Raw genomic sequence first — 15,658 nt, 5'->3', positions numbered from 1 at the left:
GGCAGCGACAAACGCATTCAGGTCGCCGGCCATTGCATCCCGCAACGACTTCGGCAATACCCGTTGAACCGACTTCACCAGCGTCGCATACTCCGGCGACCCCACCGCCGGAATCTCATCCTCCCCCAGTCGCAACAGCGAATTCCGTGTCGACAACGATGCCAGACTCCGCGGAACCACATCACTCAGAGAACTGGCCGAATTGTATTCGATACCCAGCGCACGGGCCTTGTCCGCGAGTGGCGAAACCCGACCACCGTGCAGATACTCGAACTCGGCGAATTTTCTTCGCAGTTCAGTACCCAGCGAATCGATAGCCGCGACCAATGCATTCAGATCACCGGCAATCGCGTGACGCACAAATTTCGGCAGCCGGCGTTCGACCGCCGCGAGCAACTCCGCATATTCCGGTGTACCGACCTGGGGCATCGTGTCCACCCCCAGTCGCAGCATGGGGGTTCCGCGTTCGTACTCCGACTCCGGCAGGGCCAAGTCCGCGGTAACGTTGCGGAGCAGCCGGTCCACGATTCGGTTCTCGTAGTTCGCGACTTCTTCTTCCGACAAATCGGAAAGCAGCTCGTTCTCCGCTACTTCGGCACGTCCCTTTCCGAGCCAGAACCGGTCCGACAGCCATTCCTGATGCGCAGTGGTCATCGAGTCGAACTGCCGCTGCAACACGGCACTGCCCGCCTGTTCCAGGACCTGGTAGGCGGGGTTCGACTCCGGGATCCCACGCTCGTGCAAAGCGGCCAGCATTCCGGTGCGGACGCGCTCGAACTTGACACGCTCTGCTATGCGGCGGGCCTCATCACGCAACCACTGCCTGACATCCATCCCCTCCGGGACCGGCCACCGCTCTTGTTCGGCGTGCTCGAACAGCTCGACGTTGATCTGCTGCACCAATGGAACCAGCCGGCGATCCGGTCGCGCGCCCGCCAATTCGCGGAAGATGATTGCCCCGAATCGGTCCCGCAACCTGGCGAACGCCGCTGGGTCACCGTCTCCGGCCGCCGCCAAGTCAGCTTCTACCGCAGGCGGATTCGACTGCCGCCCGATATTGACGCGCTGCCCTTCACCCGGCGGGTTCGCGGTGGCTTCGCGGTACTCGACGACCGCGGTGCCGTCGGCACGGCGGAAGGCGGCGTAAGTGCGCAGGACGCCTTCCATCTCCTGTCCGCGGACGGCCTCACGGATCTCGATGGTGTTCGGGCGGTGCCGGGTATGGCGTTGGGCCTGCTGTGGCTTGCGATCGCGGACTTTCACCTTGCCGTCGGTGTCGACGAACCGGATGTGGGTGTGCGCGCCGACAGCGTCCGGCTTGTTCCGGTCGAAGTGAGCGTGTTCGTCGACCACGAAGGCCCACGCGCCGATGCCCATCGCGCGTAGTTCGTCGTCGATCTTGTCGTGCGCGGTCGATTCGTCGTCGGTGGCGAATTCTGTTTCCGACCAACCGAGTTGAACCAATTCCGCGTATTCCTGCGGGGTGCGACCGGAGGTGCCGACCTCCTTCGGCACGGGCAGGCCCAGGTCCGGCCACTGCTCGTGTTGAGCGTAGGCGGTGTCGGTGGTGCAGTTGGCGTCCTCGCCTTCGAGCAGCTGGTCCAGCAGCACCAGGGACTCGGTGTCCGGCAGCTGATACCCGAGTGTGCCGTCGCCGACGATCTCCGGCATGGTCGGTCCCCAGGCGACGACCACGTCGTCCGGGAGCACGCCTGCCCGGTTCCAGGCAGTGCCGTGGATGCGGGCCCCGGTCGAGTTCGCGTTCACCTCGACGGTGGCCATAGGCAGGCCCAGCGCACCCGTCCGGTACGTACGCTGCACCGCCAGCAGGTCTTCCAGGTCGGTGAGCAGTTCGACGGCCGCCACCGCTACCGGGTCGATTGCCGACGACAGCCCGGTTGCCGGATCTAGATCCTCCGATGCGAAGTAGGCAATCGATGCCCCGGTCCCGCTCGGATCGAAATCTGATGCGGCGCGGTCGATGCCCTGGTCCAGGTATCGGTTCCACGTCCAACCCGCGATGGTGGTCTGGATCCGGCTCGCCTTGTCCACGTCGTTGAACGCGATGATCAACCGCCCCGGCCGACCGTTGTCCGTCGACCCCACCGCCAGCAGGTGCACCGGGGGGTGGCCGGGCACGGTGGTGGCTTTCGCTTCGGCGCGCTGCAACGCGTAGTACCACTTGTGCAGCTGCGTCAGTTCGGTCTGCTCGTCGATGCCGAGGTAGCCGCCGTACCACTGCTGCTGCTGCAGCTCGTCGATGCGCTGGGTCAGCAGCATTCGGTTGGCGCGGTCGCGCCACCGTGCCGGCGCACCGGGCTGCTGGCCGAGCTGGTCCGGCACACCTTCGGTGAGCAGCCAGCGCTGCTCGCTGCTGAGCGTGCGCCATGTGGCGGCGAAGGATTCCGCGTCGATATCCGTCGCATTACCGAACAGATCCCGCCACAACGTTTCTGCTCGTTCCCTGACCGCATCCAGGTTTGCGGGCAGCAGCGCCAGCACCTGTCGGAGGGGCTCCTGGTCACCGAAGACGAACACACCGGAGCGGATATCCGGCAGCCGCACCCCATCCGACTCTTCGCGCCCATCCGCGAGGCGCTGTTCCAGCCGGCCTGCGACCGTCGAGTCGGGGGTGAACTGCAGCCGGTGTAACTCCACCTGGTTGTCTGCCAGTGCCGGGACCAGAAGTTCCCGGTCGGCGTCTTCCCGGGTCACTACCCGGATCCGCAGATCGGGGCGGGCCATGGCCAGACCTGTAAGGTCGTGGGCCAACTGCTGCGGGTCGGCGCCCTGCCACAACAGGTTCGTCTGCTGTCCGTACATCAAACCTTCGTCGACGAGGTGGCGGTACACCTCGTGCAGTCCGGTCCGCAGCGCTTCCGGGGTCGGTTCGGTCGCGGTGACGAACACCGTGATCTCTTCGGCGTTTTCCACGCGGCCGATCGCCACGAACGAGCGAGCCTGCGGTCCCTGCTGCACCGGCAGCGCCAACGGCGTCTCCGGCGAAGAGGAGTCCCATCGCTCCCCCATGCGGCGGCGGGCGCGCTCCAATTCGGCGGTGAAAGCCCGCAGGCGAGCGGCTTCCACCGGATCGGTCTCCGGGTTGCGCAGCCGTGCCGCCACTGCGTGCATCACCGCGAGGGCCCGCTCCGGTCCGGCCAGTCCTTTCAGGTTCGCCACGAAATCGGGCATCGCGACACAGAGCAGCCCCCGGTCGCGCACCGCATAGCGCTGCCACAACTGGAGCGCGGTGACCGGGTCCAGATCCGGTGCGAACCCACCGCGCACTGCCTCTGCCCGTTGTTGCCATTGCGGAATCAACGGTGCGAACTGGTTCGGGGCGAACACCTCCGGCATGGTGTCTTGCCGGTTGGGCACCTCGAACGTGTCCACCACGGCATCCCCGAGCCACTCGGCCACGAACTCGACCACTGCGAAACCGTCGCCGCTGCCAGCGAGTTCGATCTGCGGCAGGGTGCCGCTACTCGAACGGGTGACACGCAGGTCGTTCAGCTCCTGCACCAGCACATCCGCGTCGGCTGCGTCGAGGTCGAGCTGGTGCGGCGCCCGGCCGCGCGGGGACTGATCCGGATCGCTGCGCAGCATGACGAGCACCGCGACCGTGCCGTTGCGGATGTCGGCACCGATCAGGTCGATGATCTTGTCCGGCTGCTCCAGCAACAGTGCCAGGTCGGTTGCGGTTTCGGCGACATACCCGAGCACGGTGTCCGCCTCGGCCCCATTTCCGAACTCGAACACCATCCGACCCCGGTCGCCCGCCCGGTCTTCCCGGTCGAATCTGAGCAATCGAACCAGCCCGACACCTTGGTCACCGGTCCGCAAGCCGATCTGATTCCAGACCCGTTCCACCGCTTGCAGTTCGGCTTTCCGTGGTGAATCCATTTCTGCAGCAAAACTATTCAGCTCACGGGCCAGCGCGGTGAGGTTGTCCTGGTGTTGGCGGTCGGCGATTCTGCGCCGCAGCTCGGCCCGCATCGCGGCCAGTTCGCCGGGTTGCCCGGGAGCGCTGTCGGTATCGGTGAACTCCCGGGCCATCAGTGCTTGGAAGGCCGCGTCCGTTGCAGCGCGCTCGGATTCCGCCGTGTTCGGCTCCCACACGAACTCGGCACCGGACTCGCTCAGCACTGCCGTGTTCAATGCCCGTTGCACGAACCCGTCCGTGCCGGGGGGGGTGACGATGCGGATCCTGGTGCCGGGTTCCCGCATCCGGTTCAGGTCGGCGGCCAGCTGCCCCGCCCCCACTCCCTGCCAGACCGCGAACGCCTGCCCGCCGACCCCACCGTCGGCGAGCCGGGTTTCGAACTCGGCGAATGCCTTGTCCACACCGGTGCGCAGCAAGCCAGGGGTCGGTTCGCCCGCGGTGACGTAGACAGTGATCTCGGCCCGGTGTCCCGCGTCTCCGAACAGCACCAGTGACCGGTCGGTGAAGGAGTCGTCTCCGGTCGGCACCGCCAGCGCGCGGACCACCATCGGCATGTCGAGCGGATCCGCGTCCCAGACCGCTTCGATCTGTCGCGCCAGCCGGGACATTTCCGCGACGAAGGCCCGCACCCGCGGCAGATCCGCCTGTGGATCCTGCAGCAGAGCGGCCAACCAGAGGCCGATAGCGTCGGCGCGGCCAGCTTCACTGATGCTGTCCAGCTCGGCGAGCAGGTCGCCGGCATGCTGCACCAACAGCTCTTGCTCGGCATACGACAGCCGCTGCCAGATCCCGGCGATGTCGATCGCGGTGAGATCCCGCGCTGCGAACAGCGCGCGCAGCCGGGCCAGCTGGTCGTGTTGTCCTTCCTCCAGCGGAACATGTTCCGGCACTGTGAAGAACGGCTGAGCGTAGCGATCCTCGGGTTCTTCCTGCACGGCAGCGATCCGGTTGCCCAGCACGGCGCGGACGGCGCGGACAACCTCGACCCCGTCGCCGATGCCGACCAGCTCCATCCTGGCCGCCGGATGAGCCTCCTGAATCCCGGTGAGTTCCTTGATCAAAGCGTTGGCATCACCGGCCACCAGATCGACGGTGTGATCGGCCTGCGGGTACGCGGCGCTGTCTGGGGCGTTCCGGTGGACGACGAGGACCGATACCGTACCGTCCCCGGTGAGGGATTCGAAGCCGGCGAACTCGGCGGCAGTACGCAGCACGGCATCGATCTGCTCCGGTCGGTGCACGGTGTCGACCACGTAACCGATCACCCGGTCCGCCACGGCCGGGTCCACACCGATCTGGAAGATCACTCGTCCCTGGGCATCCTGGCCTCGGTGGATGCGGAGGAACTCGCTGGAATTGTCGAAGTCCACCAACCGGGCCGGAGCGACACCGGCATGCTCAGCTGCCCTGGTCAGGCTGCGGGTGGCGGCAGCGACGTCTTCCAGCTCGGATTCCCTGGCCGGGTTCGGGGGGTTATCCAGCAGAATTTCCAGATCCGCCCGGTTCTGAGCGTCTCGCCCGGCGTAGTGCTGGTCGTCACGGGGCATGTTCCCCAGGAAGCCCTCCGGTGCTGCACCGTCGGCCACGAGGCGTTCGTTTTTCACGAACGGAATCGCCGCGTTCCCCTCGGCGTCGACGACGATGCCGCGGATCCGTAGGATGCGCAGCTGCCGCTTGTCCCGCAGCCATTGCCGCACTTCCTGGTCGCCGCGGTGGGTGTGCTTTACGCCGTCGACATATTCGTGCAGGATCAGCAGGCCGTCTTCGTTTTCCACCTCGATCATGTGCTCGCCTGCGCGGCTGTTGTGGTGCCAGCGCAGCGCGGCCGCGATCGCGCCGCCGTGTCGTTTCACCTGCCGGACAATGGCTTCCAGGGATGCGGACAGCTCCTGCCAGTCGGCATCGGCGACGTCGGCGACGTCGGACTGCAGCGCCCCGGCCAGCCCCGGTGCCATGGTGAGCCTCGGCCATCCCTGCGGCAGCTTGCCGCGCCGCTGCCGGAACGCCACCAGGTCGTTGACCACCTCCGCACACTGGTTGTGCACCTCGCCCGCAAGTCCGGGGGTCTGGCTTGCGGCCCGACTGTCCCCGCCGGTGGCCGCCGTTTCCGGCACAGTGGTCGCCGGCACCGCTTCGAACCGGACGGTGACGTCGTCCAGCACCGCCTGCACCCGCACGTCGTCGCCGTCGCGGGCGTGGGTGCCCAGTGCCTGTGCCTGAGCGAGCAGCCACCGGTAGCGGCTGTCGATCTGGGCGAAGTTCTCGACCGCCGCGGTCCGCCGGTACTGGGCCAGGTAGCGCTCCGCTGTCCGGCGCAGGCTGTCGGTCGGCGGAAGTAGTTCGACCCGTGCCATGATCGCGGCAACGGTCATCTCGGCGGAGGCCATCTCGGCGGAGGTCATCTCGGCGGAGGTCATCTCGGCGGAGGTTCCCCGGAACCGGGCGGTGAACTCGCCGGCCAACTCCCGGAACAGCCTGCCGCGTTCGGTGCGCGCCCAGCGCAGCGCACGCGGCTGGGCGAGCTGATCGGGTTCGCCGAATTCGGCGAGATCACGCTGCGCGTTGTGCAGTTCGCGCAGGGTCCGGTCCAGCGCGTCGGTCAGCGTGGTGACCGCGGGCAGGTTCGCCTGACGTTGCAGGAAGGCGATTTCCGCGTCCATGACTGCCAACTGCGGCAGCAGCTGCACCAATTCGGTGATCCGGGCCAGGACCCGCTCGGCATTCGGTCGCCCGACCACGTCTGCCGCAATAATCGACAGGAGATACGAGATCCGTTGCGGGTCGGCGTCGTCCAGGTGCAGCGGCAGGTCCAGCCGGTAGCGCAGCGGAAGAGCCCGCACCCGGCTCGGGTTCTCCCGGGAGACTCGCTGCGCCAGGTCTTCGACCGCTTCCAGCAAGGCCGCTGCCCGAGCCTGGCGACGGGTATAGACCGACACCAGTTCCCGGGCCGCGACCGGCTGCGACCGGTTCCAGTGGTCCGGTCCACGCTCGCCGGCCAGGTGCCGTTCCAGCCCGAGGATCCGGGCGTTCACCTCCGCCAGCCGAGTCGCCCGCTCGAACAGGCCGAGCAGGGTGGCCTGGTCCACTGCGCCGCCCGCCTGGTCCGACAACCGCTGCAGCGTCACCAGCAACCGGTCGAACGCCAAGTCTGCCGGGTCGAGCTCGCCCAGCGCTTCGTCGATCCTCAGTTCGACGGCCAGTGCCGCGACAGCAGTGCGCAGTTCCGCGCGGCTGCGGTGCAATTCGGCGAGCATGTGCCGGATCTCCCGGTCCGGGTTCGCGAACCAGGACTGGTCGTTGCGGACGGTCATCGAGTCGATCTCGGCGCCGACCCCGGTATCCGGGTCCAGGTCAAGGCTTATGTCGGAGTGGAGAACCGAATCACCGACGTGATTTTCCGGCCGCCGACCATACGGGTCCTGAGCCCGGCGCACCGCGTTGTAGGCCACCAGCCTGCGCGTCAGCACTATGCCGTCCGACTGGGCCCGCTGCGCCACCGGCACCAGACTGCCAACGACCCCGCGGGCGACGACCACGATGGCGGTCTCGCCGTCGTCGACCTCGGCGAAGACATCGTCCAGGTCCATCGCCACGGCCAGATCCCGGTCTTCGACGACCATCCAGTGCACCCGCCGTGCGTGGTCCAGGTCGCCGATCGCCACGGTCAACTCTTGGACTTCCCCGTCGACGCGGTGGTCCAGCCGCTGCACCGGCAGGCCGCGGGCACCCGCCTGCAGCACCAACCGGTGGATGTTCCCGTGCGCGGCGGCCTGGTCGTCGGCCACATCGGTGCGCCTGGAAAGGCTCTGCTCGACCAGGACCAGCTGGCCTGCGATGTCGCTGACCGAGGTGGGCAGCCCGGGAGCCTCGGCCAGGACGTGCGGGTAGTGCTCGAACAGCAGGTCGTGGATATACGGCGGCAGGCTGCGCCAGATCGCGTCGTTGGTCACCGCCCACGCCCGCACCGCATCGAGGTCCGCGTCGGCAGGCAGCAGCATCTGCCCGATCCCGCGCAACCCGGTCCACTCCACGGCGGTGAGGATCGCGCCCATCGGATCGTTGCGCAGGTTCGCCTGTGGGAGCGTCGCTTTGGCACCGGGGTCGACGCTGGCGACGCGCACCGAGGAGGACAGCAGGGTGTTGCCGGTCGCGTCGAACATCTGCTTCGCACTGCGGGCGAGCGTCTCGGTCCGCTGGTCGCGGTCGCGGCCGACGAGTTCCACGACCCGCGGCAGCGGTGCGGCCTGCGCCGAACGGGTGGTGATCAGCCCGGAAACCTGGGCGACCAGGGTGGAGGCATCCGCCGGGTAGCTCAACACCACCGCACGCGACCGCGCCGGTGCGGCGGACATCGCGTTCATGGTGCGCACCAGGTCCGGGTCCGCGACCGGCGCACCGTCGTGCGCCACCGCGGTCTCCGCGCGCACCGGGCCGGTGGCGACCTGCACGGAGATTTCGTCGGCGGTGCGCACATCCCCGACCACCAGCATCGGACTGCCCGCCTGCCCCGGCCCAGGGAAGGTCGGCAAACGCACCGGGGGGTGTCCGGGGAGCTGCGCGGCCCAGCGCTCGGCGACGGCCAGCCGGTTCGCCCACAGGTCCAGTTCCGCCAGTCGCGCGGCGTTCCCCGCGGTCGGCTCGGCGGTGCGCAATCGGGTGCGTTCCTGCGTCAACCGCATCCGGTTGACCTGGTCAGCCAAGGCGTCCGGCAGATCCTGGACGGACAGATCACCGGCCAGGGTATGCAGGATCCAACCCCGATCGGACGCGAAATCGTCGGCGTTCCAGAGCTCCTCGATCAACTCCAGCCGTCGCACCCGCTGCAGCCGGGGCCGGTCCAGCGGCTCGGCCACGTCGAACTGGCGGCCATCGATCTCGGCGGCGAGGGTGTTGTTCACTCTGCGCAGCAGATCCGACCAAGCGCTTCTGGCCACATAGGTGTGCTCGACGGTGTAGGCGGGGTCGATGCGCGGCAGCGCCGGGCGCGGCTGGACATAGCCGGGGATCGGCAGGCTGCGGCGGCGCGCGCCGACGCGGACATTCTTGAAGTCCAATCCCGCGATCGCCCGCGACTTGCCGCCCGGGCCGAGCGGGCGGGTCGGGATGCCGTCGTGCAACACCATCCCGGCCATGCTGTCGATGTCGGCAGCGTTGGCCTCCATCCACTCGGCGAAGTCGACGCCCTCGTCCACGGCGACATCCGGATCGATCTCGGCATCCGCGGGCGGGTCGATCACCACGACTCGATTGCCGACCCGTTTCACACAGATGGCGTGCGCGCCGACCTCGTCGGATCTGGTCAGCCCGCGCAGGCCGACCACGGCGACCACCGTATTCCCGGCCATAGCCAGCTCGTATATCGAGCTGAACGTCAAACCGTTCGGTTCCCAATCGGATCCGACGACTTCCGGGGCTTCGTGCCCGTCGACACCGTTCGTGCTCGCAGCCGTGGTCCTGGCCTTGTCCGGGGGCCGCTCGCCGGTCCCGGCGTAGGCGACGGCAGTGGCCTGCTGCAGGCAGACCTTCGGCTGCTCACCACTCAGATGCGCTCGCAGTCCGGTGTCCGGCATCTGACCGGCTGTGATGTCGGCGGGCCGGTTTTCTCGCAGCCGCAGGGCAAGCTGATCGCCGAAGTCCGCGGTCAGCGCCCGATCGATGCGGGCAAGTTGGGCGGTTGCGGTGTCGGCCGCGACCGAAGCGTCGAGCACCTGCTTCCAGCTGCTGAAAGCCGCTGTCCGGTCGAAGAATTCCGGGTTTCCGAACAGTTGCGGCCCGGCCAGCTCCAATACCTGATCCGGGGTCAGGTCCGCGGCCGACAATCCGGCCTCGGCGAAGACCTCCTCGCCGAGCAGCGTCGCCACCGCGTCCCTGGCCTGCTCGTACGCCGTACGGGCTTTGGCGGTGCGACCGGCTTCCACGGCAACCCAGGAATCTTCCGTCACTGCCAGGGATCTGATGATGGCGCGGGTGGCGGTGTCGTGGTCGCGCTGCACCCGCGCCCGCTCGCCCGCGATGGTGTCGAACCGGGCGGCCAGCTCCTGCAGGGTGGCCAGGCGCCGGGTCAGCTGCTCGAGCCGGTGCGCGAGTTCCGCTGCCGCGGCGGCGTCGCCGTCGATCGCGCGCTGCAACTCCAACAGGCGCACCACTTCCCGGCGCGCCTGCGTCTGGCTCAGCGCGGCCTCCAAGCCGCCGAGGCTGGTGAGCCGGGCGGACAGGTCGGCGAGCTCGCGCAGGATGTCGATGCGCTCGTCCAGCTCCTGCAGCCGACGGGCGGCATCGACCCGGGCGGGCAGATCGCCGTGCCGCCGCAGCCGCCCGGCCACGCGCACAACCTGTTCCTTGGTCAGCTGCTCGGCCGGAATCCCCAGCATCCGTGCCAGCTCCCGAGCCGCTTCGGGACGCCGGCGGACCGCGGAATTCAGGTCCTCGGCGATCTGCTTCCCAGCAGTGTAGTACCGGCCGTTCAGCTGTCGGCTCGCCCGCAACTCGGTGTAGCGCCCCGCATCCGACACTGCCAGCTCGGTCAGCCCGGTACCGGCCCGGACCGTCGGCTCGATGCTCTCCTCGCTGCGCACACCCAGCTCGGCCACGGTCCGCAGCACCTGCTCCAGGTGCTCGTCGAAGCCGTCGTAGTTTTCCTGCAGACTGCTGTGCACCCGAGTGGCGGCCGCTTCGTCGTCTTCGAGCCGCAGCAGCATCTCGTCGTTGTTGATCTTCGCGGCCCAGTTGCGCAGAAGCTCCAGTTCCCGCTGCAGACGCCCGAAGTCTTCGTCGGACACCAGGTCGTGGTAGACCCGCTCCTGCACCTGGTAAACAGCCCGCTGCAGCCACTCCAGTTGCGCCGAACGCCCGGTTTTGTCCGCCTGGCCGGCCAGCGCCTCGGCCGAGAAGAAATCGTCGAGGGTCGCGCGGGTGTCCACCAACCCGGCGCGGCGCAGCGTGTCCACATCGATGCCGAGCCAGGGCTCGACCACCGGCGGCTTCACCTCGACAGGCGCCGTCTGCTGCTGCCCGGCAGCCAGATACCGCGCCAGCCGCCGCAGTCCCGACGCGCGAACGACTTCCGGTGCCGATTCCGCTGACGCCATATCGCCGGAATCCGGTCGGCCCGGCTGCGCGTCGGCCGACCGCACCGTGTCGACGCCATTGCCGAGCAGCTGGTCCGCGGCAGCGTCCCAGACCTCGCGACCGTCGCCGTCGGCGACAACCTCCACGGTGACCGCGCCCGCGCGCACCGCATCGTCGGCACTGGTCCGGCGCACCAGAGCGGCGGCGGCCGCGGCGGTGTCGGGCGCGGCGTCGCCGTAGCGCAGCGTCACCTGCGTCGCGGTCGGGCGCTCGGGCCCGTGTTCGGCGCGCGCGAACTCGGCGGCTTCCCGCGCCGCCGCAGGCAGCTCGTCGGCACCGTCCAGCTGCCCGGGAAGCAGTCGGATCTCGTGCTGCGCGAACAGCTGTCGGTCCCCGACCTGCAAGACCACCTCACCAGGGGTGGTGCTGTCTTTCTCCGGGAACGACAGCAGGAAGACCGGCAGCCCTGCGGGGGCTGCCGCATCGCGAGCCGCTTCCCAAGCCGACCGGATCGCGAACAGCTCCTGGTAGCGCGCCAGCTCGTCGTCGTTCAGCGCAGGCACCCGCAGCGCAAGCCCGTCGTATTCCCGGTCCAGCCGGTCCTGGTTGTGCCGGTCCAGCCAGGCACTCGGCACGGTGTCCAGCGCGGCGAAGATCCGCGGGTACTCGTCCTGGAACGCCGCGCGCTCGGCATCGGTCATCCGCTGCCAGAACGTAGTGGCCAGCAGGGCTTTCTCCCGCACATCGGCAGGCGGGGCCGCAGGGGAAACGACCAGCTGTCCCACATCCAGCAGCCCGGCCTTTTCCAGCCCGGCAGCCACCAGCCTGCGCCGCTCGGCCGACTTCGCGGGATCCGGTGGCGGGGCGCCGGACACCGCCATCGCGGGCATGTCGCGCACCGGCTCGCCCGGCGAATCGCCCGGCTCCAGCCGGTGCTCGGGGCTCGGGGGCGGCCCTGGCTCAAAGACGATGCCGTGGAACTGCCCGGACGGTGTGCTCCACTGGGTGAACGGCACGTCGACGATCTCGTGGCCTTTGCGTTCGTGCACCCACACCGTGCCGTCAGGTCTGCGGTACAGCACGAACGCATGCGCGCCGAGATCTCCGTAGGTGACCGTGCCGAACACGATCTCGCCGTTGGCCGCGCGCTGGCGCATCTCCGCGAGATCGTGGAAGCCGCCCTCGTGCCACTTCGCCTTCAGCCGCCGCGCGATGTCGGTGGGCATCATGCCGCCGGCCTGGATCGCGCTGTCGAACAGCGACGGCAGGTCGATGTCCTGCACCCCGAGGACGGTCGAGAGGAACCACATCGAATCGGCGGCACAGATTTTCGGCACCCCGCCGTGCAGATTCACCGCCTGCCCGTCGCCCAGCGGTCCGACCCACCCCAGTTCCCCGCTGAAGAGCTCCTCGACGTCGGTCGGAATCGGCGGCCGCTGCGGCGGCGCCGCATCCTTGATCCCGTCGGTGTGAGTGGCCGCCGGTTCGACCCTGGTACCCGGGTTCGTGTCGAGCGGTAACGCGGTGATCCGGGCCAGTTCCCGGTCGATCCCGTCGAGTTCGGCTGCCGGGTCGACATCGTCGCGCTGCCCGACCACCTCGTCCAGCCGCCGAGCCTGCTCGACCACCGTCCGGAACTGCTGTTGCAGCCGGTGGTGCTCCTCGACGATCCCGATCATCTGGCGCAACTGGCGCTGTCGCCATTCCTGGCCGTGCTCGGTGGGCGGGTTCGCGGCCAGCCGCTGGTGCAGCCGGTCAGGGATATCCGGGCCCCAGCTCAGGTATTCCGCATCGCCGGATGAGTACTTGACGAACTCGGCCCGCTCGGTGGAGAACTGCTGTTTGAGCTGCACCAGCCGACGCTGCCCGTCCCGCAACTTCTCGGACAGCTTCCTCAGGTTGCTCGTCCGGTCGAGCACGCCGCGGTGTCGCGTGACCTGCGCGAGGAAGCTGTCCAGCCAGCGCAGCTCGGCAACCGCGTCCAGGTCGGCTGTGCCGTGCCCACGCTGTCGCAGCAGCACGGTCAGGTCGGCGTCGGGTTCGGTCGCCGCGACCCGGCTCGGGGTCAGCTCCGCGGGGTCCATGCCGAGCCAGCCGGCGATCTGCGCACCGAGGTCCGCGCGATGATCCCGCCAGGGAACCACATCCTCCGGGGTTTTCAGCTGGTACGGGTGCACCGTCGGTCGCGTTGGACGTTCCTGCTGCATCATCTGCAGCGGCCCGACCAACGAGTCGGACTGCACGAGCAGCGCGCGCAGATTCGGCCCCATCTGACCTGGAGCGGGTGGCCGTTGTTCCGCCAGGCGGGCCAGGTCGGCCAGCCGGTTGTCGAACAGACTGTGCAACAGGTTCGTGTGGACTTCCCGCTTGGCGAGGTCCAACACTTGCTGCAGTTTCGCGGCTTTCCGCTGCGCCTCCTGGTCGCCTTCGACGAGGTACTTCAGCTCGGCTTCGCGCTGCTGCCCGGCCAGCTCGGCCATGCCCCGACGACTGTGTCGCACCGAATCCGGGGGAAGCCCGAGTTCTTCCAGCAGCGCGGCTTCCTCGCGGGGCCGACCCTCCATGCCCATTTCCGCGGTCAACAGCCGCAGTGCCAGTTCGCCCAGTTCCGTAGCGTCCGAGGCGAGCCGGTCGCGGTCGTCTCCGGTGTCCTCGTCCCGGGCCGCGCGCAGCTGTGCCGCACGCAACCCCTCGTCCACCGTGATCAGTGCCTCGACCCGCTCGTCATAGCGGACGTACTCCGTGAGCTGCGCCTGCAGCTGGTGGTAGCGGAGGAATTCGATGTAGGCGTCGCGTTTCTCCGAATCCGCGTGCCAGGAGAGGTCGTCGTACAGGTCTTCCAGTTCCTGCCCGGCCGACAACCGGTCGGTCAGCACCTGGGACAGCCGCTGTGTTTCCGCCGACATCTCCTGCGCGGCGATCTCCCCCTCGGCAAGCAGGTCGGCGGCCATCAGCCGGGCGACCTCGGTGCGCGCGTCGCTCAGGCGCTGTCGGAGTTCGTCGCGCGCGGTCCACACACGCTGTCCGGATTCGTCGCGCTCCGGGCCCGGGTGCAGCAGCTTCTGCCAATCCAACCCGGCCTGTTCGGCGGGCACCCGCATCCCGGTCGCGACGGCAACGCGCCGGCGTTCCGCGCGCACCGCCGCATTCATCAGTTCCTCGTCGAGGAGATTCCGATCCGCGCCGGTGCGGACCATGCCACTGCCCACCCTGAGGGCGGCGAAGGGATCGGACGTGCCCGACTGCACGGCCCGCACAGCCTGGGCTTCGAACACCGGGGTGACCGCATCGATCACCTGCCGCAGACTCGTTGCGCGGCACATCAACCCGGCCAGCCGCTGCCCCGATCGCAACGAATCGGACGCCGCTTGCAGATAGGACGCCTGGTAGTGCTCCGCGCTGAGTTGCAGCGCCCGGTCCAACGATATGTCGCTGTCGCCGTATCCGACACCGCTGTTCAGGATGACGTAGATTTCCAGTTCGGTGGCTTCGTCGAGATCGCCGAAGGCAGCGACCTCGCCGTCCCGGTGCAATACCGCCACCGCGGGCGAACCCGGCAACCGGTCGACGGTGCGATAGAACCGCCGCCACGCCCACTCGATGTCGGCCCGCTCCCGGGCCCGGAAGGTGGTCTCCGGCTGCGCGAAGCCGTTCTGCGCATACTGTTCCAGCGCCTGCTCGATGACGTGCTGCTCGGCGAGATACTCCGGCAGGGTGGCCAGATGCCGCGCCCGCAGCGGGGCACCGGGCAGCTTCGCAACCAGGTCCGGATAGGACCGGGCCACCTCCACCAGGTCCCGCGGGCTGCTCCCGGTCTCCTCCAGCACCGAGATGACCTGCCAGACAGTGGGTTCTGCCGGCAAGTCGCGCAACGCCAAGACCAGCCGGTCCACCACGGCCTGCTGCGCGCGGTTGAGCGCGGGCTGCTCGGGTTGCACCGTCGGGCCCCACTGCGGCGACGCATCGACTTCGTAGTGGTGCACCGCGTCCATCCCCGGCAGCTGAGCCGCGCCTGCCGCCACGGCGGCACCGCCACGGCGCCCGACCAACACCGTCTTGGCCCGCGGCCTGCCCGTGCGGACTTCGAACACCCCGTTCGCCAACGCGGCCTGCCGTGCCTGGGTCTGCGCGTCGTAGCCCTCCCTGGCGTCCAGCATCGCCGCCCATTCCCCGGCTGGTTCGTCGACCGCGGCGAGGTCGCAGTCGACGGTCAGGACCATCGCCATCGTGCCGGTCTCGCCCTGCTGCCGCCGCTGTTGCTGGTTCAGCAGCACCGCAGCCGCATCCTGCGCGGTGTTCCCGATCCCATCGGGGTCGGACACCGTGCCTGCGTGGAAGTGGATCAGGGGGTCGGCGTCGGACACGTCGCCGATCGCGATCCGGATCTGATAACGGCCACCTGCCGGTAGCTCGTTCCCGTCGCCGTCGCGATCCGCCAGCAGCTCACCCGACAGCACCCGCACCGGCCCGGCGATCCCCACCGTCGCCTGCTCGGTGAGTTCCAGCAGAAGCCCCACCGCCTCTTCGGCCCGTTGCAGTTTCGCCAACTCTCGCCGCTGCCGCGGACTCCGCTGCGCGACAGGCACCAGCTGGATCCGATTCAGCTGCACCGTCAGTGCGGACCCGACCCGCTCGTGCAACGTGCTG

At 68.7% G+C, this 15,658-nt stretch carries 1 protein-coding gene (only partly in view); it reads right to left on the bottom strand.

The whole window is internal to a LacI family DNA-binding transcriptional regulator gene (locus tag OHB12_RS33240; protein WP_327114044.1) on the bottom strand: the coding sequence, 109,764 nt in all, runs 70,248 nt past the left edge and 23,858 nt past the right edge, and what appears here is coding positions 23,859-39,516 — codons 7,953 (partial) to 13,172 (complete); reading right to left, the first codon wholly in view occupies positions 15,655-15,657. The start codon and the stop codon both lie outside this window.

Source organism: Nocardia sp. NBC_01730 (assembly GCF_035920445.1).
Lineage (GTDB): Bacteria > Actinomycetota > Actinomycetes > Mycobacteriales > Mycobacteriaceae > Nocardia.
This window is presented reverse-complemented; position numbering and strand designations above follow the sequence as displayed.